Origin of the sequence: Exiguobacterium sp. U13-1 (assembly GCF_001750115.1) — a bacterium.
GTDB lineage: Bacteria > Bacillota > Bacilli > Exiguobacteriales > Exiguobacteriaceae > Exiguobacterium_A > Exiguobacterium_A acetylicum.
Genome location: NZ_CP015731.1, coordinates 1,523,810 through 1,550,789 on the forward strand (window position 1 = coordinate 1,523,810; position 26,980 = coordinate 1,550,789).

The 26,980-nt window shown below is 49.1% G+C and carries 23 protein-coding genes; all 23 read left to right on the forward strand.

Features of this window, described 5'->3' with window-relative positions; genetic code table 11:
• The first annotated feature begins 32 nt into the window (after nucleotides 1–32).
• The 23 genes from pgsA to ESP131_RS07860 all read left to right on the forward strand — a co-directional run bounded on the left by pgsA (nucleotide 33) and on the right by ESP131_RS07860 (nucleotide 26,776).
• Nucleotides 33–611 (forward strand): CDP-diacylglycerol--glycerol-3-phosphate 3-phosphatidyltransferase, encoded by a 579-nt coding sequence (gene pgsA, locus ESP131_RS07750; RefSeq protein ID WP_029341196.1) that lies wholly within the window; start codon nucleotides 33–35, stop codon nucleotides 609–611.
• A gap of 71 nt (nucleotides 612–682) precedes the next feature.
• Nucleotides 683–1,915, forward strand: a complete 1,233-nt coding sequence (locus tag ESP131_RS07755) for a competence/damage-inducible protein A (protein ID WP_047391066.1) — start codon at nucleotides 683–685, stop codon at nucleotides 1,913–1,915.
• Nucleotides 1,916–2,026: 111 nt separating this feature from the next.
• The gene (recA, locus tag ESP131_RS07760; protein ID WP_023467702.1) at nucleotides 2,027–3,070 is read left to right on the forward strand and encodes a recombinase RecA; all 1,044 of its coding nucleotides are present in this window, start codon (nucleotides 2,027–2,029) and stop codon (nucleotides 3,068–3,070) included.
• A gap of 193 nt (nucleotides 3,071–3,263) precedes the next feature.
• Nucleotides 3,264–4,826, forward strand: coding sequence for a ribonuclease Y (rny, locus tag ESP131_RS07765; RefSeq protein ID WP_023467703.1), 1,563 nt, complete (start codon nucleotides 3,264–3,266; stop codon nucleotides 4,824–4,826).
• Nucleotides 4,827–4,875: 49 nt separating this feature from the next.
• Nucleotides 4,876–5,670 (forward strand): TIGR00282 family metallophosphoesterase, encoded by a 795-nt coding sequence (locus tag ESP131_RS07770; RefSeq protein WP_023467704.1) that lies wholly within the window; start codon nucleotides 4,876–4,878, stop codon nucleotides 5,668–5,670.
• A gap of 29 nt (nucleotides 5,671–5,699) precedes the next feature.
• Nucleotides 5,700–5,960 (forward strand): stage V sporulation protein S, encoded by a 261-nt coding sequence (locus ESP131_RS07775; protein WP_023467705.1) that lies wholly within the window; start codon nucleotides 5,700–5,702, stop codon nucleotides 5,958–5,960.
• 189 nt (nucleotides 5,961–6,149) lie between these two features.
• The gene (locus ESP131_RS07780; protein WP_029341201.1) at nucleotides 6,150–7,898 is read left to right on the forward strand and encodes a 2-oxoacid:acceptor oxidoreductase subunit alpha; all 1,749 of its coding nucleotides are present in this window, start codon (nucleotides 6,150–6,152) and stop codon (nucleotides 7,896–7,898) included.
• A complete protein-coding gene (locus ESP131_RS07785) occupies nucleotides 7,885–8,751 on the forward strand; it encodes a 2-oxoacid:ferredoxin oxidoreductase subunit beta (protein ID WP_023467707.1) in 867 nt (288 codons plus the stop codon). The genes ESP131_RS07780 and ESP131_RS07785 overlap by 14 nt, the downstream gene beginning before the upstream one ends.
• A gap of 99 nt (nucleotides 8,752–8,850) precedes the next feature.
• Entirely contained in the window at nucleotides 8,851–9,939 is a 1,089-nt protein-coding gene (gene tdh / locus ESP131_RS07790) for an L-threonine 3-dehydrogenase (protein ID WP_069940393.1), read from the forward strand.
• A complete protein-coding gene (locus ESP131_RS07795; protein ID WP_047391079.1) occupies nucleotides 9,939–11,114 on the forward strand; it encodes a glycine C-acetyltransferase in 1,176 nt (391 codons plus the stop codon). The genes tdh and ESP131_RS07795 overlap by 1 nt, the downstream gene beginning before the upstream one ends.
• Before the next feature lie 146 nt (nucleotides 11,115–11,260).
• On the forward strand, nucleotides 11,261–12,877 hold the full coding sequence (locus ESP131_RS07800; RefSeq protein ID WP_047391290.1) for an alpha/beta hydrolase: 1,617 nt from the start codon (nucleotides 11,261–11,263) through the stop codon (nucleotides 12,875–12,877).
• Nucleotides 12,874–14,328, forward strand: a complete 1,455-nt coding sequence (locus tag ESP131_RS07805; RefSeq protein ID WP_052169381.1) for a phytoene desaturase family protein — start codon at nucleotides 12,874–12,876, stop codon at nucleotides 14,326–14,328. Before ESP131_RS07800 ends, ESP131_RS07805 begins: the two co-directional genes overlap by 4 nt.
• Nucleotides 14,329–14,452: 124 nt before the next feature.
• Complete coding sequence (locus ESP131_RS07810; protein ID WP_029341204.1) at nucleotides 14,453–14,740, forward strand: hypothetical protein; 288 nt, start codon at nucleotides 14,453–14,455, stop codon at nucleotides 14,738–14,740.
• Nucleotides 14,741–14,845: 105 nt separating this feature from the next.
• Nucleotides 14,846–16,114, forward strand: a complete 1,269-nt coding sequence (locus ESP131_RS07815; protein WP_035398181.1) for a DUF445 domain-containing protein — start codon at nucleotides 14,846–14,848, stop codon at nucleotides 16,112–16,114.
• The gene (locus tag ESP131_RS07820) at nucleotides 16,111–16,938 is read left to right on the forward strand and encodes a DNA-3-methyladenine glycosylase family protein (RefSeq protein WP_052169382.1); all 828 of its coding nucleotides are present in this window, start codon (nucleotides 16,111–16,113) and stop codon (nucleotides 16,936–16,938) included. Before ESP131_RS07815 ends, ESP131_RS07820 begins: the two co-directional genes overlap by 4 nt.
• 111 nt (nucleotides 16,939–17,049) lie before the next feature.
• A complete protein-coding gene (locus tag ESP131_RS07825; RefSeq protein ID WP_023467714.1) occupies nucleotides 17,050–17,487 on the forward strand; it encodes a YlbF/YmcA family competence regulator in 438 nt (145 codons plus the stop codon).
• A 62-nt stretch (nucleotides 17,488–17,549) separates the two neighbouring features.
• Entirely contained in the window at nucleotides 17,550–20,081 is a 2,532-nt protein-coding gene (mutS, locus tag ESP131_RS07830; protein WP_069940394.1) for a DNA mismatch repair protein MutS, read from the forward strand.
• Between the two features lie 10 nt (nucleotides 20,082–20,091).
• Complete coding sequence (gene mutL / locus ESP131_RS07835) at nucleotides 20,092–21,924, forward strand: DNA mismatch repair endonuclease MutL (protein ID WP_047391093.1); 1,833 nt, start codon at nucleotides 20,092–20,094, stop codon at nucleotides 21,922–21,924.
• 218 nt (nucleotides 21,925–22,142) lie between these two features.
• Nucleotides 22,143–22,814 carry a hypothetical protein gene (locus ESP131_RS07840; RefSeq protein WP_047391098.1) on the forward strand — a complete coding sequence of 224 codons (672 nt, stop codon included), beginning with the start codon at nucleotides 22,143–22,145 and terminating at the stop codon, nucleotides 22,812–22,814.
• A 129-nt stretch (nucleotides 22,815–22,943) separates the two neighbouring features.
• Entirely contained in the window at nucleotides 22,944–23,333 is a 390-nt protein-coding gene (locus tag ESP131_RS07845) for a CidA/LrgA family protein (protein ID WP_052169383.1), read from the forward strand.
• The gene (locus tag ESP131_RS07850) at nucleotides 23,326–24,009 is read left to right on the forward strand and encodes an LrgB family protein (RefSeq protein ID WP_029341209.1); all 684 of its coding nucleotides are present in this window, start codon (nucleotides 23,326–23,328) and stop codon (nucleotides 24,007–24,009) included. Before ESP131_RS07845 ends, ESP131_RS07850 begins: the two co-directional genes overlap by 8 nt.
• A gap of 101 nt (nucleotides 24,010–24,110) precedes the next feature.
• Nucleotides 24,111–24,635 (forward strand): AAA family ATPase, encoded by a 525-nt coding sequence (locus ESP131_RS07855; protein WP_047391102.1) that lies wholly within the window; start codon nucleotides 24,111–24,113, stop codon nucleotides 24,633–24,635.
• A 101-nt stretch (nucleotides 24,636–24,736) separates the two neighbouring features.
• Nucleotides 24,737–26,776: an ATP-binding protein gene (locus ESP131_RS07860; RefSeq protein ID WP_047391105.1), complete on the forward strand. Its 2,040-nt coding sequence runs from the start codon at nucleotides 24,737–24,739 to the stop codon at nucleotides 26,774–26,776.
• The last annotated feature ends 204 nt before the right edge of the window (nucleotides 26,777–26,980 follow it).

Here is a 26,980-nt window from a genome sequence, read left to right on the forward strand (position 1 = left end):
TCTACATACGAAATGAAGGAGGAGGGCGTTACATGAACTTACCGAATCAATTGACAGTATTACGCGTTTTATTAATTCCCGTGTTCGTCATCGTACTTGCGATTGATCCGAACTGGGGACAGTGGGATGTGCTGGGAGCTGAACTTCCCGTCTCACACTTCGTTGCAGCTATCATCTTCCTTGTTGCTTCACTGACGGACTGGCTCGATGGGTATATCGCCCGCAAACAAAAACTAGTGACGAACTTTGGAAAATTCATGGATCCACTTGCCGATAAGATGTTAGTTGCAGCTGCTCTTGTCTACTTGGTGGAACTTGGATTCGTCGCAGCATGGATCGTCGTCATCATTCTCTGTCGAGAGTTCGCAGTCACAGGTCTTCGTCTCGTCGCATCTGACGAAGGGATCGTCCTTGCTGCTGGAAACTCTGGCAAAGCAAAAACATGGGTTCAGCTGACATCAATTACGGCATACTTGTTGCACGATATCATCTTTGCGATGTGGAATATTCCGTTCGCAGATATTACGATGTGGCTTGCTTTGATTTTGACGATCTACTCAGGTGTCGAATATTTCGCTAAAAACATTAAGTTAATTACGAAATCCATGTAAGATGGATCAATTTAGACTGTTCGTCATACCGAACAGTCTTTTCTTATACTTCAAGAAGGTGAGGAATCAACATGAAAGCAGAAATCATCGCAGTCGGAAGCGAACTCCTCCTTGGAGAAATCGCGAACACGAATGCACAGTACCTTTCCGAATGGTTAGCGAGTGCCGGAATTGACGTTCATTATCATACAGTCGTCGGTGACAATCATGAGCGGATGCAAGAGACATTCCGTCAGGCACAACAACGGGCAGAACTCCTTGTCATCACAGGTGGTCTCGGACCGACGGAAGACGATTTGACGAAAGAAGTGCTCGCTGATCTCCTCGGACGTGATCTCGTTCTCGATCAAGCGGCGTACGAGCGAATCGAAGGGTTCTTAAAGACACGTCAACGGGAAATGACGATCAATGAACGAAAACAAGCTCTCGTCATCGAAGGAGCGACGGTTTTACGTAATGATGCAGGACTTGCACCCGGTATGTCGGTTCAGACGGAACACCACCAATATATCGTCTTACCTGGTGTGCCACGCGAGATGAAGCAAATCCTCAAAGATCACTTCAGTCATCTGTTCGGTCAAGAAACGATCCGTTCTCGGACGTTACGATTCTTCGGAATCGGGGAATCAGCTTTAAATGACCGTCTGGAAACGTTGATCAAGGAGGCGAAGAATCCATCGGTCGCACCGTATGCGGAGCTCGCTGAAGTCCGGTTACGCCTGACGGCTAAAGCACTCGATCAACAGGAAGCCGATCGTATGCTCGATGAACTCGAACAACACGTCCTTGCTGAAGTCGGCATGTACTTTTATGGATATGGGGAGACGAGTCTGCCGGAAGTTGTCCTAAAACGGTATCAAGAAGCAGGATTGACACTTTCGCTCGCCGAATCACTGACGGGAGGAGCCGTCGCAAGTGGTCTCGTTGATGTCAGCGGTGCGAGTCAAGTATTGCGTGGGAGCGCCGTCGTCTATGATGACGCAGCGAAGCAAGCCGTACTGTCGGTACCAGAAGAGCTTTTAAAAGAACATACGGCAGTCAGTAAAGAGGTGGCGATCGCGATGGCAGAAGGAGCACGAAGCCTTTATCAATCGGACATCGCTGTTGCCTTGACGGGGGAAGCAGGTCCGACGAGCAACAGCGGAAAAACGATCGGAACGGTCTATTGTGCTATTGCGGACGCACATGGAACACGGATTGTCGAATGGCAATATCCATCGTTCGATCGAGGCATGATTCGCCTGCGCGCCGTCAAGGATACCTATTTCCTTCTACTGAAACATCTCGAAAAAGCACCAGAGTGAGAAAAATGGTCAAAGTGCAAGTATGCGAATAAATGTTCGTAAAATGCTTGTCATTCGGTCTCAAAAGAAGTACAATAATCTCAGTAAGATAATTAAAAGGAGGCCTGCTACGTGAGTGATCGTAAAGCAGCACTTGAGATGGCGTTACGCCAGATAGAGAAACAGTTCGGTAAAGGTTCTATCATGAAACTCGGAGAAAATGCGGATCAGAAGGTATCAGTAATCTCTTCTGGATCGATTACATTAGATATTGCCCTAGGTGCAGGTGGATACCCACGTGGACGGGTCATCGAAGTATACGGACCTGAATCGTCAGGTAAAACGACGGTAGCGCTTCATGCAATCGCAGAAGTTCAAAAACAAGGTGGACAAGCCGCATTCATCGATGCGGAGCATGCGCTTGATCCAGCATATGCAAATAAACTCGGTGTCAACATCGATGAGCTCCTCTTGTCACAACCGGACACTGGGGAACAAGCACTTGAAATCGCGGAAGCACTCGTTCGTTCTGGTGCGGTCGATATTCTTGTCGTCGACTCTGTTGCGGCACTCGTACCAAAAGCAGAGATCGAAGGCGAGATGGGTGACTCACACGTTGGTCTTCAAGCACGTTTGATGAGCCAAGCGCTTCGTAAATTGTCTGGTGCAACGAATAAATCGAAGACGATCGTCATCTTCATCAACCAAATCCGTGAAAAAATCGGTGTCATGTTCGGTAACCCGGAAACAACTCCAGGTGGTCGTGCACTTAAATTCTACTCGTCTGTTCGTTTAGAAGTGCGTCGTGCGGAAGCGTTGAAAAACGGTACGGACGTCGTCGGTAACAAAACAAAGATCAAGGTCGTCAAAAACAAGATCGCACCTCCGTTCAAACAAGCGGAAGTCGACATCATGTATGGTCTCGGAATTTCGAAGGTCGGCGAGTTGATCGATATCGGAACGGATCTTGATATCGTTCAAAAGAGTGGTGCATGGTACTCGTACAACTCTGAACGTCTCGGTCAAGGGCGTGAGAACGCGAAACAATATATGGTCGAGCATCCGGAAGTCGCAGCAGAGGTCGAACGTTTGATTCGTGAACACCACGGTCTCGTCGATCGCGAAGAGCCGGTTGATTTCGAAGCAGAACAACCAGAAGATCTATTTGCTGAATAAACCGTTTCAGAGAGGATTCGCATGCGAATCCTCTCTTTTTTAGTGTAAAAGAGGAAAACAGTGGAATTCTTTCCCGTCCGTTCGTTGACAATGAACGAGTGCTATCCTTACAATATAGATGTACGTTTTTTAGACAGCTTCGATGAAATACCGAAATGAACTAAGAAACACCTTGCAAAGGGGAGGTGAACCCATGAGTACACTGACTTGGATTGTCATACTTCTCCTCACTTTGCTGATCGCATTCATCGTAGGCTACTTCTTGCGGAAATCGATTGCAGAAGCGAAGATTCAAGGCGCAGAAACGGAAGCGAATAAAATCGTCGAACGTGCGCGCGAATCGGCTGAGGCAACGAAAAAAGAAGCAGTACTCGAAGCGAAAGATGAAGCATTCAAACTTCGTAACGAAGTGGAAAAAGAATTGCGTGAACGTCGCCAAGAGCTAGCGAAACAAGAAGCCCGGTTGCTCCAGAAAGAAGAGACACTCGATCGCCGTGTTGATGCCATCGACCGTAAGGAAGATCAAATCAATACACGTGATGCAGAGATCGCGAAACGGAAGCATCAAGCTGAAGAACTAGAGCGCAAAGTAGAGGACCTGTATGAACAGGGACGTCAAGAGCTTGTCCGCGTCGCGAATTTATCGCAAGACGAGGCAAGAACGATCATCATGGATGAGACGAAACAGGCTGCTTTACATGACGCAGCCATTCTTCAAAAAGAAATCGAACAAAAAGCAAAAGAAGAAGCCGACAAGAAAGCACGTAACATCTTGTCACTTGCGATTCAACGGTTCGCCGCTGAACATATCGCAGAGACGACTGTATCGGTCGTCAACTTGCCGAACGATGAGATGAAAGGTCGGATCATCGGACGGGAAGGCCGCAACATCCGTACGCTCGAGACCTTGACTGGAATCGACTTGATCATCGATGATACGCCGGAAGCCGTCATTTTGTCTGGTTTTGACCCAATTCGTCGCGAAGTCGCTAAAATGGCGCTCGAGAAATTGGTTCAGGATGGTCGGATTCACCCGGCCCGTATTGAAGAGATGGTCGACAAATCCCGTCGTGAAGTCGACGAGCGAATTCGAGAAATCGGGGAAGAAGCGACGTATGATGTCGGAATCCACGGCATTCATCCGGACCTTGTCAAAATTCTCGGTCGCTTGAAGTACCGTACGAGTTACGGACAAAACGTCCTGTATCACTCGCTTGAGGTTGCCCATCTTGCAGGTATGATGGCAGCTGAACTTGGGGAAGATGTCACGCTTGCGAAGCGTGCGGGTCTTCTGCATGATATCGGGAAAGCGATCGACCACGAAGTCGAAGGCAGTCACGTTGAGATCGGTGTCGAGCTCGGTACGAAGTACAAAGAGCATCCAACCGTCATCAACGCGATCGCATCCCACCACGGGGATACGGAAGCGACATCTGTCATTTCCGTCTTGGTCGCAGCCGCAGATGCATTATCTGCTGCTCGTCCGGGTGCACGTCAAGAGACACTCGAAAGTTATATTCGCCGTCTCGAACGCCTCGAGGAAATCTCGGAATCGTTCGACGGTGTCGAAAAATCATTTGCGATCCAAGCGGGTCGTGAAGTTCGTATCATCGTTCGACCTGACGTCGTCGATGATGTACTGGCTCACAAGATGGCGAGTGACATCCGGAAAAAAATCGAAGAAGAACTCGATTATCCGGGACACATCAAAGTCACGGTCATTCGGGAAACACGAGCAGTCGAATACGCGAAATAAGTGGAGTGGCGGGCGACCGCCACTTTTTTTAATGAACGGAGGAACAGCAATGAAGATTTTATTCATCGGAGATGTCGTCGGTGCACCTGGTCGACATATCCTACAACAATTCACAGCACGCTTGAAAGCGAAGTACAACCCGAACGTCATGCTCGTCAACGGCGAAAACGCAGCACACGGACGCGGCATCACGAAGTCAATCTATCATCAATTCCTAGAACTCGGATTCCACGGAATCACGATGGGGAATCACACGTTTGATAACCGCGACATCTTTGACTGGATCGACGATGCAGATCGGATCGTCCGTCCGGCGAACTATCCGGAAGGCACACCAGGTCGTGGGATGATGATCGTCAAGGCAGGTAATAAAAAGATTGCCGTCATCAACGTCCAAGGAACGGTCTTCTTACCACCACTCGGTGACCCGTTCCGAACAGTTGATGCATTAATTGCGGAAGTCGAAGGAAAAGTCGATGCGATCTTCGTTGATGTTCATGCGGAAGCAACGAGTGAGAAAATCGCGATGGGCTATCACCTCGACGGTCGAGTTCAAGCTGTCGTCGGCACACATACGCACGTCCAGACAGCAGATGAGCGTGTCCTTGACGGAGGAACGGCTTACATCACGGATGTCGGGATGACAGGTCCGCTGAACGGTGTGCTTGGGATGCGTCAGGAAGATGTCCTACGAAAATTCAAGACACAGCTCCCAACACGGTTTGAAGTTGCCGAAGGACGGGAACAACTTAATGGAGTCTTGATTCATATCGATGACACAACAAAAAAAGCAACGAAGATTGAACGGATTCATCTGACGGATCAGTCAGTATTCTTCGACTGATTGCCATTTCTGGATGGGGAGGTACACGCATGGACGTCCTGAAAGTATCAGCTAAGTCGAATCCAAACGCGGTAGCAGGTGCACTCGCGGGTGTCATTCGAGAGAGAGGTTCCGTCGAGATTCAGGCCATTGGTGCGGGAGCGCTCAATCAGTCTGTCAAAGCCGTCGCCATCGCACGTGGATTCGTGGCTCCTTCTGGCATCGACTTGATTTGTATCCCAGCCTTCACAGACATTTTGATTGATGGAGAAGAGAGAACCGCCATCAAACTCATCATTGAACCACGATGACGAATTGGACATAGGTCCTATTTGCAAGTAGACCATTTACTCGACTGGAGTAGATGGTCTTTTTGCTGCGCCTGCGAAATTTTCTCACCTTTCCACCGAGGGAGCATTGTACTACTTCCGGTAAATCGGTATCATGAGGGAGGATAGAGAGAACTATCATTTCAGGGGACAGAGAAGGAGCGAACGTCGATGTATAATCAGTTATCATGGAAAGTTGGCGGTCAGCAGGGAGAAGGGATCGAATCAACAGGCGAAATCTTTGCAATTGCCTTGAATCGACTCGGCTATTACCTGTACGGCTACCGTCACTTTTCGTCACGTATCAAGGGAGGGCACACGAACAATAAGATTCGTGTCGCGACACAGGAAGTCCGGACGATTTCCGATGATCTCGATATTTTGGTCGCGTTCGATCAAGAGACGATCGATGTTAACTTCCATGAATTGCGTCAAGGTGCCATCATCATCGCGGATGCGAAATTCAATCCGACGAATCCAGACGAAGCACGCGCTTCCTTGTATGCGATTCCATTTACGGAGATTGCAGCAGATCTCGGTACGGCCTTGATGAAGAACATGGTCGCGATCGGTGCATCGAGTGCGATTCTCGGGATTGCACCGGAGCGTTTCCAAGCCGTCGTCGAGCAGATCTTCGGACGAAAAGGACCAGACATGGTCGAGAAAAACTTAGCAGCAATCCGTGAAGGTGCAGCAGCATTTGAAGCACTCGCAGGAGATGGTGAGCGATTCGTCTTAGATCCAGCAGACGGAAAACAACGGATGTTCATGATCGGAAACGATGCGATCGCCCTTGGTGCGATTGCTGGTGGAGCACGTCTGATGGCGGCTTACCCGATCACACCATCATCTGAAATCATGGAATACTTAATCAAGAAATTACCGCAGTTCGGCGGAACGGTCGTCCAGACGGAAGACGAGCTGGCAGCAGTCACGATGGCAATCGGGGCGAACTACGCAGGTGTCCGTGCTTTGACGGCGTCTGCTGGTCCAGGATTGTCATTGATGGCGGAAGCGATCGGGTTATCCGGGATGACGGAAACACCGCTCGTGATCGTCGATACACAACGAGGTGGTCCGTCAACGGGTCTACCGACGAAACAGGAACAGTCGGACTTGATGGCGATGATCTACAGCACGCATGGTGAGATTCCAAAGGTCGTTTTGGCACCGTCAACGGTCGAGGAAGCGTTCTACGATGCAGCAGAGGCATTCAACATCGCAGAGGAATACCAGTGTCCGGTCATTCTATTGACGGATTTGATGCTGTCTCTTGGAAAACAATCGGTCGAACCACCGGATATGTCACGCGTTGAGATCCGACGCGGGAAGTTAATCCAAGAAGACTTACCGGAACTTGAAGGAAAAGCGTACTTCAAACGCTACGAAGTGACGGAAGATGGGATCAGCCCACGTGTCATTCCAGGCGTCAAGCACGGGATTCATCACGTAACGGGTGTTGAGCACAATGAGGAAGGGCGTCCGTCGGAAGCGACGAAGAACCGGGTCGATCAGATGACGAAGCGACTCCGTAAGTTGAACACATTCCGCTTACAGGATGCCGTTCTCGTAACAGAGCATCATGCAGAACCGGATATCTTATTCGTCGGTTTCAACTCGACGCGTGGAACGATCGAAGAGATCATGCCACGACTCGAAGCACAAGGATTAAAAGTCGATCACTTGCATATCCGTCAAGTCCATCCGTTCCCAAGTGAACTCGTCACGCCGCACTTAGAGCGGGCAAAACGAGTCATCGTCGTCGAGTACAACGCAACGGGACAACTGGCGAAACTGATCCAGATGAACTGTGGACATGCATCGAAGATCGAGCATATCCTGAAATTCAATGGCGATCCGTTCTACCCGGCAGAGGTCGTCGAGCAGGTCGTAGGAGGGGTATATCATGGCAACCTTTAAAGATTTTAGAAATGATGTCAAACCAAACTGGTGTCCAGGGTGCGGAGACTTCTCGATTCAAGCAGCGATTCAGCGTGCTGTCGCAAACGTCGGGCTCGAACCAGAAGAGTTGGCATTGATTTCCGGGATTGGCTGTTCTGGTCGAATTTCCGGTTATATCAATACGTATGGCTTCCACGGTGTTCATGGACGGTCCTTGCCGATCGCTCAAGGTGTGAAGATGGCAAACCGCGAATTGACGGTCATCGCATCTGGTGGCGACGGTGATGGATTTGCAATCGGCATGGGACATACGATTCATGCGTTCAAGCGAAATGTCGACATGACGTATATCGTCATGGACAATCAGATTTACGGCTTGACGAAAGGGCAGACGTCACCTACTTCTGCACCTGGATTCAAGACGAAATCGACTCCAAAAGGGTCGATCGAAAAGAGTGTTTCACCCGTTGAACTCGCCTTGACGGCTGGCGCGACGTTTGTTGCCCAAAGCTTCTCGAATGATTTGAAGGGCTTGACGCAATTGATTGAACAGGCGACGGCACATAAAGGGTTTGCCTTCATCAACGTCTTCAGTCCGTGCGTCACGTTCAACAAGGTCAATACGTATGATTGGTTCAAACAGAACTTGACGAAGTTGTCCGATATCGAAGGATACGACCCGTCAAACTTGGATCTTGCGAAACAGACCGTTCATGCACACGATGGTCTCGTCATGGGATTGATCTATCAGGATGAGACACGTCCTGATTACCAGTCACAAATCGATGGGTATCAAGAGTCAGGCCTTGCGTATGCGGATCTTGAGTTGAACGAAGAAACATTCGGTAAACTAGCGGCAGAATTCATGTAAGATAGAGGAAAGATGTGTTTGGTTTTTTGGGGATGCTAAACATTTGGAAGCTCGCAACATATAAATAAACGCGAACTTCCGCGAAGGAGTCGGGGAAAGATGACGAAATTAGTAACGACGGTAGAAGAGACAGCAACGACAAAAACGATGCGCGCGCTTGTCAAAGAAGAGCGCGGAGTTGGTGCGACACTGAAAGAAGTACCGGTACCCGTACCGAGTCGTGGAGAAGTCTTGATTCGAGTCGAGGCAACATCAATCTGTGGGACGGACGTGCATATCTATGAGTGGGACGCGTGGGCAGCTTCACGTGTCAATCCGCCGTATGTCTTCGGTCATGAGTTCTCGGGCGAAGTCGTCGAGCTCGGAGAAGGCACGAAACGCTTGAAACTCGGTGACCGTGTCTCGGCTGAGACGCATATCGTCTGTCATCAATGTAAACAGTGTCTACGTGGGCAATACCATATCTGTAAGAACACGAAGATCATCGGTGTCGATACACAAGGTTGTTTTGCGGAATACGTCGTCATGCCGGAAGAAAACCTCTGGGTCAACCCGGAAGACATGCCAGCAGGGATTGCCTCGATCCAAGAGCCAATGGGAAATGCCGTCCATACCGTTCTTGCGAGTGATGTCAGTGCGAAAACGGTCGCAATCGTCGGTTGTGGTCCAATTGGTCTGATGGCGGTCTCGGTCGCTAAAGCAGCCGGTGCGGCGGAAGTCGTTGCGATCGACGTCAATCCGTATCGTCTCGAACTCGCGCGGACGATGGGGGCGGATGTCGTCATCGATTCACGTCATGACGATGTCTTAGAGCGAATTGAACGTATGACGGACGGCGACGGGATTGATGTCGTCTGTGAGATGAGTGGTCATCCTGTTGCGATTCGTCAAGCGTTCGAGATGGTGACAGCAGGTGGAGACGTCAACATTCTTAGTCTGCCGGTCAAACCGGTCGAAATCGATTTGACGAACCACGTCGTCTTCAAAGGCGTCCGGGTTCAAGGCATCACCGGTCGGAAGATGTATGAGACATGGAGTCAAGTTTCTGCTTTCTTGTCGAGCGGAAAAGTTGATGTCCGCCCGTTGATCACACACACATTGCCGCTTGAGCGGTTCGAAGAAGGATTTGAATTGATGCGTCAAGGGAAATGCGGAAAAGTCGTATTACAACCAAGGGGGACGAATTAATGGGATTTGAACACTTACGGACAGAACTAGAAGAGATGAAACAGGCGGGCACGTTCCGCAACCTCGTAGCACTCGAAAGCGCACAACATAACCGCGTGACGATCGACGGTAAGGAATTGATTCAACTGTCGTCGAACAACTACCTCGGACTCGCGGCGCATCCACGTCTCGCTGAACAAGCAGCGAAAGCAGCGCGCACGTTCGGTGCCGGAACGGGATCCGTTCGGACGATTGCCGGAACACTCGAGATGCACCAAGCATTCGAACGGGAACTCGCGACATTCAAGCATACGGAAGCGGCACTCGTCTTCCAGTCTGGATTCGCCACGAATCTTGGTGTCTTATCGGCACTGCTCGGTCCGGAAGACGTCGTCATCTCGGATGAGTTGAACCACGCTTCGATCATCGATGGAATTCGTCTGACGAAAGCGAAACGCCGGATCTATAAACACGTCGACTTGGCGGATCTTGAGGCGGCCTTACAAGAAACACAAGACGCGCGGACACGCCTCGTCGTCACGGACGGTGTCTTCTCGATGGACGGAAACATCGCGCCACTCCCTGAGATCGTTGAATTAGCAGAACGCTATGACGCGCTCGTCATGGTCGATGATGCCCATGCATCAGGTGTGCTTGGGAAAGCGGGACGCGGTACAGTCAATCACTTCGGTCTTGACGGACGTGTTGCTCTGCAAGTCGGTACGCTCTCAAAAGCCATCGGCGTCCTTGGCGGATACGTCGCATGTGAACAGCACGTCAAAGATTACCTGATTCATAAAGGACGTCCGTTCTTGTTCTCGACATCACATCCACCAGCAGTCGTCGAAGCGAACCGGGAAGCGCTCCGCGTCATGGAAGAAGAAACGGAACTCTTTGATCGTCTGTGGGAAAACACGGAATTCTTTAAACAAGGACTCCGTGATCTCGGATTTGATATCGGCACGTCGACGACGCCAATCACACCGGTCATCGTCGGAGATGAAGCACGGTGCCACGAGTTGTCGGACCGCTTGCGTCAAGAAGGTGTCTTCGCTCAAGGCATCGCCTTCCCGACGGTCGCAAAAGGAAAAGCACGTGTTCGGACGATCGTGACGGCTGAACATACACGCGAAGACTTGACGACGGCGCTTGCAGCGTTCGAAAAAGTCGGTCGTGAATTAAACTTGATCGGTTAATGCTGATCACGGACGAACGCGTCCGCATACTCTCAGGCAGTGGGTCGTCGACCCGCTGCCTGATGTGCGTCACGGGCGGAAGAATGAGAAGTTAACCGTTTTTACTTTTGCAAGATAGGGAATAACTGATGATGAAAGGATGTGACCTGATGAGTACGAAAAAGAAAGGGATATTGCTCTCATTTTTGATGCTGACACTGCTCCTTGGGGGGTGTATTCGCATCCAGTACGATGCAACGATCCATACTGATCAAAGTGTCACCTTAAAGACGACATATGCCGCGAAGGAACATCCGGTGGCTCGTCTACTCAATTTGAATCCGAATTGGAAGGGGTATGTTAAACAGGCAGAAAAGAACGGCTATGCGGCGAAGACGTTTAAGACGAAGGATGACTACGAAGGCATCCGGATGCAAAAGACATTCGCGAACTTCAAGGATATGACGTCGATCAAGGACGAATGGAAGACCGGCATCGGTGGGATTCTGATTCCGCCCGATACAAAGTTTGACATGAAGAAATCGGACGGATTTTGGTTCGATACGTACCGACTCGACACGAACATTGATCTCAGTATCGATCGGTTGAACATCAAAGGGTATCAACCGACAGGACAGGTCAAGAAGTTAGCCGATCGGTATATTCGTCAAGCCGATATCGAGATCAAGCTCCACGGTCCAAAAGTGATTGGTCTCCAAAATGGTGAAAAAATCGACTGGTCGAATTACCATGATGTGTCATGGAAATTATACGGAACAAAAGCAAACCAACTACAGTTGATTGCCTATGTACCGAATCCGACAGGCTGGATCATTACCGGTATCGTACTATTGATTGGTGTCGGATTATTCCTCTACTGGGTCTTTCATCGTGTCCGTAAACTACGTCGTCAACAGCTGAAGACGATTAGTATCTCACTTCTCGTCTGTTTGATCGTCGGGGGAGGGGCGTGGTGGCTATTTGCGGAAGATACGTCGAGTGCCCCACCGCCGACGCGTCAGATTGTCACACAAGGAAAGAGTGAAATCGTGCCGACGTTCCTCGTCCATGGATTGTTCGGGACGGAGCGGACGTTCGTTCCGATGATTCAAAACTTCACGAATAAAAAAGTCGCCGATGACGGAGGACGATGTGACGTGACACGTTCCGGGAAAGCGACCTGTAGCGTCAACCCCTCACCGACCGGCTACCCGCTCGTCCGAATCGTTTTTGCGGACGATGAGGCAAGCCTTGCCGATCAACAAAAGTGGTTGAATGCGGCGATTGCTGCGTATGACGCGAAACAAAAAGCGACCTTTGCCGATATCCAGCTCGTTGGGCACAGCATGGGTGGTGTTGATGTCGTCGCCTATACGGTTCAAGAAGAGATGCCGTATCACGTCCGAAAAGTCGTGACGCTCGACTCACCGATCGCCGGCTCCGATTACGCGAAACTTGGCTTGACGCTTGCACCACTCGGCACGAATACGAACAGTCCCGCAATCCGCGATCTGGCGAAAGGTTCTCCAGCGATGAACAATCTGACCAAGCGGCTCGAGACGTGGCCACGTGATGTACTCGTCTATTCGTTTGGTGCCAAAGGGGGCGACTTCAATCTGATTTCGCTGAAGAGTTCATTTGCACTGGAGAACTATACGGATAACATCCAAACAAAATCGTATAAATATGATCATTTCACGATTCATCGCCGGGAGCCCGTCTTCCGCGAAATCCGCAATTTCCTGTTTAAAGAAAACCGGGTCACGGAGGAGGAATCATCATGAAACACGTCGTCATCGTCGGCGGAGGAATTGCCGGTCTAACGGCTGCTGCATTGATCGCACAAGAAGGGCATACGGTCACCGTCCTTGAGGGGAGCCGTGAATGGGGAGGGTCAGCCGGGAAGTTCACGCGCCGGGATCTGACATATCCAGTTGGAGCGACCCTTGGGATGGGATTTGAGGCAGGCGGTATTCATGCCCGTGTGCTTGATCATCTTGGAGTCAGGCATCAGGTCGAATCACTCGACGTCGTCATGACGATTCGCATCGAAGGACGGACGATTCATTATTATCGGGATCGCGATGCCTTTCTAATCGAATTGACATCACATTTTCCGGAGCAGGCATCGTCGATTCGTGCTTTCTTTGCTGAAATCGAGCAGATTCATGAGGCGATTCGTCCACTGATGGCAGAACTGCCGGCGTTGCCACTTCAAGATCCAGCAGACGTCAGGCGGTTAGTCCGTCACGCGAAAAGTGTTGTCCTCTTACCGTATTTTCCGATGACGATTGGTCATCTGTTACGCAAACATCGATTAGCGGATACGTTGTTCGCACAAGTGATCGACGGGATCTTACTCGACAGCATGCAGACAGGGCAGGAAGCATCTGCTTTATTAGGGGCTGTCGCCTTATCGATTTATCATGACGGTGCCTATTATGTTCCGGGCGGCTTGTACCGGCTAGCCGAACAATTGAAAGAAACAGCTGAGGCGAACGGGGCAACCTGTCTGCTTGGACGAAAAGTCACGTCGATTCGCAAGACGCCGGATGGTTTTTTGATCGAGGATCGGCGAGGGCGTTTGACGCTTGCCGATGCTGTCATCTGCGCCGTTCCGCTTGAAGGTATCCGGGAAGTCGTAAGTGCGGATATGCGACAAACGTTACGACGGACGTATCGACGACAAGAAAAACTACAGCAATGGGCGACCTTTACGTATTATGCAGCAATTCCGGAGTCGATCATTTTGTCTGATGAAGCGTTCCGTCAAGTCCATGATCCGTCCTTACCTTCAGGTCACGCCTTCGTCTCCCTCTCCCGTTCGGAGGACCGGTTACGTGCACCAGCCGGTCAGCGGACGCTGACGATGTCATGTCATGTTCCAATCGGTACGTTTGATAAGACGAACCGGAAACGCTACGACGAACAGGTCGAGACGATGTCGGCGATCTTCGAAGCTATTCTTGAACAACAGTTTCCCGGCTTCGGTCAAAAGGCGATCGAACGCCATCCGGGTGGACCCGGTGCGTGGGTCCGCTATACGTTTCGACCAGATGGCGGAGTCGGGGGATATCCGCAACGTCCAAGTACGAGTCTCTTGTTCGCAGCACCTTTTCGAACGGGCGTCGATCACTTCTTTGCGATTGGGGACACGATCTTTCCAGGTGCCGGGACGATCGGTGCCACGACGTCCGCAATTCATGTTGCCCGACAGTTTGATGTCAGATTATGAGAAATCGTCGTAAAATGATGAAAGAAGCGACGCATCTGTCGCTTTTTTCACATTTGAGGATTATGATGAAGAAGAGTCGGGAACATGATATCCATGAACAGAAAGAGAGAAGGAGTGAAGAACCATGGAGACATTCGAGCAAAAATGTCAGTCGTTCATTCAGGAACGACGACCTGAAGTCGGTCCGATTCAATTCGAGTCGGCACGTACGTTTCTCAATGCACGCGGTTTAAGTGTCTACGAACGGATTTATCAAGGAAAAGAAGAAGTACGATTGGCGTTCGTCGAGCAGACGAACGGACAACAACTCGTTTCATTAATGGAAAATACATTCGGCAACGGACTGGTCTATTTTGTCTCAACGGCAACCGCGACATGGGATGGCGACCGTTTTGGTGAATACACGTTTTAAGTACATAGGGAGTCCCAGTCGATGACTGGGGCTCTTTCGTGTCGAAACCTAATCCTCATCCCGTTCGTAAGGTAGGTAAGTGACTCAATTGAAGGAGGAAACGATGTGTCATCACTTGAACAACCTAAAACATCGACACGGCGGCTTGCGACCGTCTCGTTGATTTTCATGGCGGTCGGATTCGTCGTCTCATTGCCATTTAAAGAAAATGCGTGGGTCTTTTGGCTCCAGAGTGGTTTTGAAGCCGGACTCGTCGGTGGGATTGCCGACTGGTTCGCGATCACGGCATTGTTTCGCCATCCGCTCGGCTTAAAGATTCCCCATACGAACCTGTTGCCGAAAAATCGGGAACGGGTCATCGAATCAATCGTTCATATGCTCGAGACGGACTTGCTGAATAAAGAGAGTATCGTCGCGAAGCTCCAGCATATGACGCTCGCAGACCGTGTCATCAAAATCTTACGTTCGATTCTCGTTCTGCCTGCTTTTCGAGCGACCGTTACCGAACTATTGGTCGGTCTGATCCGGAAATTACCGAAAGAGGCGATTCTTGAGTTTGCGAATACACGGGTGACGGAGACGATCAAAGCGTATCCGTCAAAACGGCTGGCGGTACGGGCGATGGAGTTAAATGAGGAACGTCGACTCGACGAGTGGCTGATGGATCAGTTACTCGGTTATGGGCAACGTCTGCTCGAAGACCCCGTCATCCGCGATCAGATTGGCCGCCTTGCCTATACGGCGATGATCGATCAAGAAAAGAATACGTTCTTACGTGTGACGGCGCGAACCGTCCAAAAAGTCTACTCAGAAGAAAAACTCAGTCTGGTCATTCAAGGTGTCTTGCTGACGGTCATTCAAGATATGCGACACGTCCATCACCCGAATCGTTTAGCGATTCTTGATCATCTGCGTCGTAACTTGGCACAGTTGTCGATTGATGAAGAGCGTCTAGCAAAAATCGATGCCTGGAAGGCAAGCGAGGTCGACCGGTTTGACTTCGTTCCGGTCATTGAACGCGCGTATGATGCTGGTCTGATCGAACTCGAACGCTACTTGACGTCAGATGCCTTCTGGACGGAACGGGCGATGCCGATGCTTTCGCGCGCTTTAGACGACTGGGAACAGCATCCGACGTTCAAGGATAGCAGTGATCAATGGATGAAGGAGCAACTCGTTCGTTTCGTCGAACAAAATCACCAAAAAATCGGTGGACTCGTCCGTGAGAACTTAAACCGCTTCGATACCGAGACACTAATTCATATGATCGAGGATAAGGTCGGCAGTGACTTGCAATGGATCCGGGTCAACGGAGCCTTGTGTGGATTCATCATCGGTCTGATTCTTGGTGCAATCAAGGTATTCGTCGGATGAGCCGCTGGACATATGATCTGACGTTGTCGGAAGCATTTGATTTTAAGGGTGTTATGTCTCGTTTGACGGAAGACCCGTTACAAGTCGAACGTGCAGGGCGACTCATGGTTCCAGTCTTCATCAACGATCAGGCGTACATCACGACGATAGAAGCCATCGATGGTTACATGTTGCGGATTGACGGTTCAGGACCACAAGCAGCGGTGCTGACGCAACTCAAGCGACGCTTTCGACTTAGTGAGCCGAATCCTGCGCAGCGTCTCAAAGCGACGTCGTTACACGCGATCGTCGAACGGTTCGGCGATGAACGACTCGTGCTGGATCATTCACCATTCACGGCCTTGATCCGTTCAATCATTCATCAACAAATCAATCTGATGTTTGCCCATACATTGACGGAACGTGTCTTTCGAACATTCGGAACGGTCCAAGACGGGATCATCCTTCCGCCGACACCGCGCCAATTAGCTGCTGCGCGTCGTGAGGACTTGCTCGCTCTGCAACTATCAGGACGTAAAGTCGATTACTTGCTCGGCGTAGCGACGGCACCGATTGATTATGATGGATTGACGTCAGCGACTGACGCAGAAATTGCTGAGACGTTGATTGCACTGAAAGGCGTCGGACCATGGACGGTTCAAAACGTCCTGATGTTCGGATACGGTCGTCCGGATCTCTTTCCGGCATCGGACATCGGGATTTTACGGGCTTTTGAACGGTTACTCGGGTATCGACCATCGGTGGAAGAAGCGACACGACTGGCGGAAGAATTTGCTCCTGTCCGCAGTCACGCCGCCTATCTATTATGGCGTTCGATTGAATAAGGAACTATTCTTGTCACTCTATCGCGAGAACGGTATAATGAATGCGACAGAACGAGGAATCGTTCAGAATGCTAAGGGAAGCGACGTGTTCGCTAACGATAGAGGGGACGAATGTGGATGTATACAGATGAACAAATCATCGAAAAAGCCAATGAAATCGCCAAAATGATTTCAGAGACACCGGAAGTAGAACGATTTAAAGCGGCAGAAGCCAACATCAATGGGAATGAAAAAGTCCAAAAGATGATGAAACAAATCAAGTTCCTTCAAAAAGAGGCAGTCAACTGCCAACATTACGGCAAAACAGAAGCACTCGCACGTGTCGAAGCGAAGCTCGATAAATTGTTCGCTGAGCTCGATGAGATGCCTGTCGTCCAACAGTTCCAAGAAACACAAGAAGAAGTCAACGGACTTCTCCAATACATCACGGTGACGATCTCGAACGGGATTACGGATCAAATCATCGAAGCGACGGACGGAGATGTTCTCGCTGGTAAGACAGGTAGCGGCATGGAAGCAGAAAACAAAAGCGGCGGTTGCGGCTACTAATCACGAAATGAACGAAAAGCCGACGGACATCCGTCGGCTTTTTCTACGAATGAGGTGGAAGAATGGAAGCAGTACACAACACTCCGATGATGAAACAATACTTCTCGATCAAGGCGGATTATCCGGATGCCTTTTTGTTTTATCGGCTCGGTGATTTTTACGAATTATTCTTTGAGGATGCCAAAATGGTCGCCCATGAACTGGAGTTAACGCTGACGGCGAAAAATGGAAAGAACGCGGAACATCCGATTCCGATGTGTGGCGTGCCTCATCACGCAGCGAACGGCTACATCGAACAGTTGATCGAGCGTGGTTATAAAGTGGCACTTTGTGATCAAGTCGAGGATCCGAAGTTGACGAAAGGACTCGTCAAACGCGAAGTCATCCAAGTCATCACACCGGGAACGTTGATGTCCGCGTTGACGGAAAAAGAGAATCGGTACTTAGTCGCGGTCGTCGAACAGGACGGTCGTTTTGGGATTGCTCGCGGTGATGTCTCAACAGGTGAGAGTGCCTTGACAAGCGTTGCGACACTCGACGGTGTAGTCAAAGAACTGAGCATCATTTTGCCACGGGAAATCATCGTCACGACAGAGGAACACGAGACGGCGCTCGCGCACTTACGGATTCCACTGACGCGTAGTTCTCGGCGCGAATCGCATCCGCACGGGGATCGTGCGATTGATGCAGCCCAAGCGGAAGCCTTTGCGGTGCTCTATGCCTACATGCACGATACACAAAAAAGAGCGTTGACACATCTACAACCCGCTGTCGTCTATAAAGCGAATGACTTCATGCAACTCGAGCCAAATACGGTCAAGAATCTCGAACTCGTCCGCTCGGCACGGACAGGAGACAAAAAAGGTTCGTTGCTTGGTTTACTTGACGTGACAGGTACAGCGATGGGCGGACGGATGTTGAAACGCTGGCTTGAAAAACCGTTGTTATCGGAACGCGTGATCACCGAGCGGCTCGACGCTGTCGAGGAATTGTTGCAACACTACTTCGAACGTCAGCAATTAAAAGATACGTTACGCGAAGTCTATGATCTCGAGAGACTCGTCGCAAAAGTCGGTTACGGTACGGCTTCAGCGCGCGACCTCGTTCAATTGAAGTCGACGTTACGGCTGATTCCCCGCATTCAATCAGCGCTCGAGGAGATGATGAGCGAACGTCTTGGTCAGCTCAGTCTCGGACTCGATCCGCACGACGAATTGAGCGATTTGCTCGATCGTGCTTTCGTTGAAGCACCACCAATCTCAACGAAAGAGGGCGGAATGATTAAGGCTGGTTATTCCCCAGACCTCGACGAGTTACTCGTCGCCTCAAAAGACGGAAAGACATGGCTTGCGACACTTGAAGCCAGTGAACGGGCAGCAACCGGAATCAAGACGTTGAAGATCGGCTACAATCGCGTCTTCGGTTATTACATCGAGGTCTCACGAGCCAATGCCAAGCTGTTGCCAGAAGGACGGTATGAACGGAAGCAGACACTCGCCAATGCCGAACGGTATATCACACCGGAATTAAAAGAAAAAGAAGCGCTGATCCTAGGGGCGGAAGAGAAGAGTGTCACACTCGAGTACGATCTCTTCTGTGGAGTGCGCGATGAAGTCAAAGGACATATCGAAAGCTTGCAACGGGTCAGTCGCCGGATCGCGGAACTCGACGTCCTCGTCGCACTGGCTGAGATTGCCGAGACGCATGACTACGTCCGACCAATCACGACGACAGGACGAACGGTTGATATTCAGCAAGGACGTCATCCGGTCATCGAAACAGTCTTACCGCGCGGTGAATACGTCGCGAACGGGATCACCTTAAACGAAGGACGCGAGATGTTGTTGATCACTGGACCGAACATGTCCGGTAAATCGACCTATATGCGACAGTTCGCCTTGATCGCCTTATTGCATCAAATTGGCTCGTTCGTACCAGCTGCTCAAGCGGAACTGCCGATCTTCGATCAAATCTTCACGCGGATCGGGGCGGCAGATGACCTCGTCAGTGGACAGTCGACATTCATGGTCGAGATGGTCGAGACACAAGAAGCGTTGACGCGTGCGACGGACCGGTCGTTGATCCTGCTAGATGAAATTGGTCGCGGGACCTCGACGTACGACGGGATGGCACTCGCACAAGCAATCGTTGAACACATCGCCCGGCACGTCGGGGCGAAGACGCTATTTTCGACTCATTATCATGAACTGACGGTGCTCGAAGAATCGATTGATCGATTAGCGAACGTTCACGTCCGTGCCGTTGAACAAGATGGGCGTGTCGTCTTCTTGCATGAAGTACGCGACGGAAAAGCCGACCAATCGTACGGAATCCATGTCGCGCGGTTAGCTGATTTACCGGACAGCTTGATTGAACGGGCGCAAGTCCTCTTGTCCGAGTTCGAGCAGGCTGAGCCTGTTCCGGTCGCAGTACCTGTAAAAGCTCCTGTTCAGGAGGAGCCGATTGATCAACTCAGTCTGTTCTCAGATGCGGATCCTCTGCGAGAGACGATGGCGAGTCTTGATTTGATCAATATGACGCCGCTCGAGGCATTGAATACGCTGTATCGTCTACAAGCCGAAGCGAGAAAGTGAGGAGAATGCAGTGGGAATCATTCGTGAATTATCCGATAGTTTAGCGAACCGGATCGCGGCGGGAGAAGTCGTCGAACGACCAGCGTCGGTCGTCAAGGAACTGGTCGAGAACGCACTTGATGCCGGTGCGACCCAAATCGATGTCGAACTCGAAGAAGCTGGAATGAAACGGATGACGATCCGCGACAACGGACACGGGTTTTACCCGGATGATGCTGAACTGGCTTTCGTCCGTCACGCGACGAGTAAGATCAAGGATGAGCATGACTTATTCCGAATCAAGACACTTGGTTTTCGCGGAGAGGCACTTGCCTCGATCGCGTCCGTCAGTAAAGTGACGTTGAAGACGAAACGTGAGGACGCGGAAGGGATTCAAGTGACGCTTGAGTACGGGACGGTCGTCGAACGGACACCAGCAGCAATGAACCGGGGAACGGAATTGACGGTCGAGCATCTCTTCTTCAACACACCGGCTCGATTGAAGTATTTGAAGACGACGCATACGGAGCTTGCGGCGATCACGGACGTGCTGAACCGGATGGCGTTCGCTCATCCAGACGTCAAGCTTCGGGCTACCCATGAAGGGAAGACATTGATCCAGACGAACGGATCAGGAGACGTCCGGCAAGCGCTGGCAAGTGTCTACGGTCACCAGACGATCCAAGGGACGTTAGTCGCAAAAGGTGCGAATGCCGATTATCAATTGACGTGTCATCTCGTCAAACCGGAAGTGACCCGTGCCTCAAAGAATTACATCACGTTGATTTTGAATGGACGTTCGGTCAAAAACTTCGCCCTGACGCAAGCGGTCTTGAACGGTTACCATACGTTACTACCGATCGGGCGGTATCCGATTGCAGTCATCGAGGTGACGATGGATCCACTCTTGATCGATGTCAACGTTCACCCGGCGAAACGAGAAGTCCGTCTTTCAAAAGAGATGGAGCTTTGCCAGTTGATCCAGGAGACGATCAAGATGACGCTCAGCCGGGAGACGCTGATTCCGAAAGTGACGCTACCGAAACCAAAAAAGGATCCGAGTAGCCAGGAAAAACTCGATTTTTCTTACGTCGCGGAACCAGTCGAAGAGACATCATCGCGAGCGGTCTGGAATTATCCGATTCCGAAAAAGCCGCAAGAAGACGATCGACCACCTGTCGAGAAATCATTACCGTTTAGCAACGAGGATGATCTGTTCGAACCTCTCAAACCGGTCAAGCAGGACTTTGTCGAACCGATTGAGGAATCACCTGCGCGTCCTCGCTTTCCGCATCTCGACGTCATCGGTCAACTCCATTCGTCCTATATCGTCTGTGCCGGGGAAGACGGGATGTATATGATTGATCAACATGCGGCGCAAGAACGAATCAAATACGAAACGTATAAGGTCATGTTCGGTCGACCACCGGAACAGCGGCAGCAATTGCTCTTACCGTATACGTTTGAAATCTCGTCGGATGATATGAAACGGATGGATGAAGTCCTTCCGTTGCTAAAAGACGTCGGCATCGAGTTCGAAGCATTCGGTCCACAAAGCTTCATCGTCCGAGAAGTTCCGACGTGGTTCCCCTCCCATCGTCAGGAAGAGACGATTCAGGAATTACTCGATGAAGCATTGATGAAGCGAAAAATCGATCTCGAGACGTACCGGGAAGATGCCGCCATCATGATGGCATGTAAGAAATCGATCAAGGCGAATCATCCGTTGAACGATGAGATGATGCGTCGGTTGATTGACGATCTAGCGAAAACGGAGATGCCGTTCACATGTCCACACGGACGTCCAGTCATCATCGAATGGACGACGTATGAACTCGAGAAGTTATTCAAACGGGTCATGTGATTTTGCTAAGGAATAAAACATGTAAGTATAAATAATTTTAAATTCTCTAGATATAGTTAGATGAGCAATCTTTCTATTGATAGAGAATTTTTATATAGAAAAATTGTTTGATCAGAATAATTTTTCTGAAATAATGAAAAAATAGAAATAAATGCTATAATTACAAAGTAAAAGTTTAACTAATACATATATTGCAAAGGGGTAAGGAAATATTTACTATGGGAAAAAAACTAATTAAAAAAAAGATGATTTTATTTATTGTAACTTTATTAGTTATTGGGGGAGGAGTTGCGAGTTACTTAGTAATTAAAGAGAAAAAAAATCAACAAGCAATTATTAGAAAAGAAAAAAAAGAACAACGAGAGAAAGATTACCTTACTTTAATGAATAATACTGTAGAAAATCTAAATACTCTAAGTGATACTTCTAACGATGTAATTGTAATGTATAGTGACGTTTGGAATGCTTCTATTGAAAATAATTTAAGACTAAGTTCTCTTGCAAATTATCTTGGAGTAGATGAATCGTCAGTTGAGAATAATGCACCAGAGGATGGAACGCGTTTTAATAATAGAGGTCGTTATATTGAAAGAGGCGAATTTAGCGCGGCATTAGAAACTGTTCATGGTGTGTTAGAGGACGAGGGTATATATAGTAGTATGGAGGATGCACAATTTACTATTGATGAGAGTGTAAATAAATTAAAAAATCCACCTGAAAAATATATGGATCTATATTTAGATTTTAAAGAATACTATTCAAATTATTCTACTTATTCTAGCTTAGCCAAAGAACCATCGGGTTCTTATTTGACGTACACAAAGGATACTAGCGAATTGAAAGTAAATCTTGAAGCTGAATATAATTCATTGTCGATTAATTTTAAATAAATTGTTAAAAGTTAAATATAAGTAATTTTGGAAGAGATGATTACTTATTTAGAATTAAGTCTAAGGTTGATTGTTGAGGAAAAGAGGCGGATAATAAGACCCGAAACTGTTAATAAGGGGACCTTTATCATGCTGTCACGCTTTATGCGTATCATTCAAATCATTGCTCAAATCGCACTTATTTTTTGTTTTTCACTCAGTGGGGACTGGGTGAGCGAAACTTTCCAGTTACCATTACCCGGTAACATCATCGGCTTGATTCTTCTGTACGTGACATTAAAAAGTCGACTGCTTCCTCTCGTCGCTGTTGAACGGGGCGGAACCTTTCTGCTGTTCGTCATGCCATTATTCTTTGTCCCAGCACTGTCCGGAATCATGGATTATACAGCATTCCTTCGAACATCTGGTCTTCAAGTCCTATTAATCGTCGTCGTCAGCAGCCTCCTGACGTTAGTCGGCTCAGCGTATATCGTCGACCGCTTAGCACACCGGAAAGAGGCGGTGACACCACATGAGTGAGACACTGTTCTGGATCATTTTGACCATTCTTTTATTCAGTGGCGCAATGTTCATTTACCAACGGCATCCTCGTGTCTGGACGTTACCGATCCTGACGGTGACGGCTGTCCTGATTATCATCCTCATCTATAGTGGGGTCTCACATGCAGAATATATGCAAGGGGGACAGTACTTGTCGAAGATGCTCGGTCCAGCGATCACGGCATTTGCGATTCCGCTCTACCGCGTCCGACATCACGTTCGCCGTTTTCTACCGGAAATCGGACTTGGTGTCTTGCTTGGAACATGTATTGCAATGAGTTCAGATCTATTACTCGGTCTGCTGCTCCATCTTGAGCGGACGACGAACCTTGCCCTGTTACCGAAATCAGTCACGTTACCTGTTGCCTTGGCGATTTCGCAAAAAGCAGGTGGGACGACGACGCTAACGGCAGCCTTCGTTTTATTGACGGGGTTAACCGGATCGATCGTCGGTCCAAAACTCATGACAGGACTTAAGATTCGTCACTTCGTTAGCCGTGGCGTCGGCTTAGCATCGATTGCCCACGTCATGGGCGCGACGAAATCAATGAGTCTTGACCAACGTGAAGGGGCGGTCGGTCTGCTGACGATGGTCTTGACGGCCGTCTGTGCTAGCGTCATCGCACCGTTTTTAATCACATGGTTATATGGGTAAACACTCTGTTTTTTCAACGGAGTGTTTTTTTGTAACCGATTGAAACTTGTCGACCACTTTTGCAGTATAGTACAACAGAAAACAGGGTGGAGGAGAATAAGATGATCATTTGGATTAACGGTACGTTTGGTGTCGGGAAGACGACGGCAGCCAAAGGGTTACAACAACGCTGGAGCGGATCACACATCTTTGATCCAGAGGAGACAGGCTATTTTTTACGAGCGCAACTGCCGGAAAACAAGGATGATTTTCAGGATGAGCCGTTGTGGCGCGCGTTCAATCGACAGCTCCTCGAGCAGCTCGATACGGAAAAGGCGCGGATCATCGTACCGATGACATTGACGAATCCAGCGTACTTTCAGGAAATCATCGGTACGTTACGAGCGAACGGGCATGACGTCCGTCATATCGCCTTGATGGCGAAGGAGACGACTGTCAAACGTCGGTTGATTAGCCGCTTCGAGCATCCGAATTCATGGGGTGGTCAACAGGCAGAACAACGCTTACGTCAACTGACCGATCCATTGTTCAGTCAACAGATCGAGACGGATGATCTGATGAAAGGACAGATCGTCGATGCGATTGCCCTCGTGACCGGGATTGGACTCTCGCCTGCCCGACCATAAAGGATTCAAGAAAGATGTTTCCGGGAATCATTAGATGATAATAGATGAGGAGGAAACAATCTTGAACGAAGGGCAACTTATTGCTAGGAGGATTTATGAATATGAAACACTGGATGACTGAGAAATTGGGCAGACAGTTGATGGCGATTTTTTATAGTGTCTTTGCACTAAGTGTCATCACATCGGTTGCCAGTTATTTATACGTGGATAATGCAGACAGTCGGACGAAGGAACAAGTACTCGACCAGTTACAAAAGACACAATGGTTCTGGTTCTTGAACTTGATGATATTTTTATTTTGTCTATTGTTCATCGTTCGCCCATTGATTCATCGGGTGACGTCACAACTCCGCGAATTAAACGTTAAGAGTCGTCGCCTTGCAGAAGGCAAGTCGATTTCGCTCGAGCATGACGTCGACAGCCATAATGAAGTCGGTCAATTAACGGCATCATTTTACCAGATGGCACGGTCGATCTCTTCTCAACATGCGGAACTGTCAGATAAGAATCAAGAGATGGAGCTTAACCAGAAGGTCTTACAACAGAAGCAGAACGAGCTCGAACGCGCCTTGGAAGTGACACGGACGAATGAGCTACATTTACAAGATCGTAATGAACTGATCGAAACGCTTGCTTCAAAAGAGAGTTTGTTTGATTATTCCTCTGTCATCAGTACGATCGTGCGGTTGACGAAGACAGAATTCGGTGCCCTCTTACTGATTAAGAATAATGAGATCGCGCAAGTCGTTCCAAAAGAAATGACGGAGGATCAGCAGGAGAGCTTAAAAACAGAATCATTGCTACTGAAACGCGTCATGATTTCAAAGGAAACGGCACATTCCTCGAAAAAGGTCGCGAATGATGATCTCATCAAGTATCCGTATCACGTCTATGAAGGTGTCATCCCAATCATGGACCCGGCGAAGGAAGAATTGATTGCTTGTCTCTATCTGGCCCGCTTTGATGCGCCATTCAATCAAAAAGACTTGGCGGAGCTTGAATCGTTCTCAAAACAGATCGCCATTTCATTAATGCGAATGTCACTCTATGAACAGATGGAATACGAACGAAAAGAGACGGCACAACTGTTGAATTCCGTTCGGGAAGCGATTCTCTACATCAAACACGAAGAGAAGACGATCTTAGGAAATCAGGCGTTATTCGATATCTTCCAGTCGTTACAAGTCGAAGAAGACAACGATTCGATGACCTTCCTCGAAGTCCGACCGGAAACGATGTTCGAGCAGATGGATCAAAAGGAAGCGTTTGAAGCATACTTTGAAGAAGTCTTATCGGGTGAGATTCCGGAGGGCATGTTTTCCTTGTCGATCGACCAAGGTGAATACTTCATTCAAGTCTATGCCGAAGCCATTGCGCACGGGGGACATTCAAAAGGAACGATTCTCGTCTTCCGTGACGTCACGGCTGAGACAGAAGTCGACCGCGTGAAGTCGGAACTCGTCTCAACGGTCTCGCATGAACTTCGAACACCGCTCTCTTCAATTTTTGGCTTTACGGAGCTAATGTTGAAACGGGATTTGGATCCTGAGCGGAACAAGCGATACTTGCAGACGATTCACGATGAATCAAAACGTCTGACCGATCTCGTCAGTGACTTCTTGAACGTCCAGCGGATGGAGTCAGGAAAGCAAGAGTATGACAAACAAATCTTTGACCTGAAAGAAATCGTCAAGGAACAAATTCAGTTCTATCAAGCAGCGACGGAGCAACACAGTCTGAAACTTGATTTGAATGATGAACAGGACTTCATGGTCGAGGCAGATGCGAACAGCATGAAACAGTTACTCGGTAATCTCTTGAATAACGCGGTGAAGTACTCACCGGACGGCGGGGATGTCGTCGTGACGATGACTCACCAACACAATCAAATCGAACTCAGCGTTCGCGATTTCGGGATCGGGATTCCAAGCCATTCGATGCCGCATTTATTCAGCAAGTTTTACCGGGTCGACAACTCAGACAGCCGAAAGATTGGCGGGACAGGTCTTGGATTATCAATCTGTAAGGAAATCGTTCGCGCACATGATGGCAATATCGAAGTCGAATCGATCCTTGGAGAAGGAACGGTCTTTCGGGTCAAATTGCCGAGTGCGACAGACGCGTTACTCGAAGCAGAATGAAGAGACGAAGAAGAGGCGATATCATGCGCCTCTTCTTTTTTGTCGTTTCACGTGTGAGATTCGTCCAAATTCATGCGTTTGGCTAAAACGAGTAAGATGCAGACATTTGAACGATAAATCGAACAGATTGATGACAGAACGGCTGAAACAGTTGAAAAAATCGTAAATTGTGCAGGGATTGCGAACGTTTCTGTACTCTCGCTA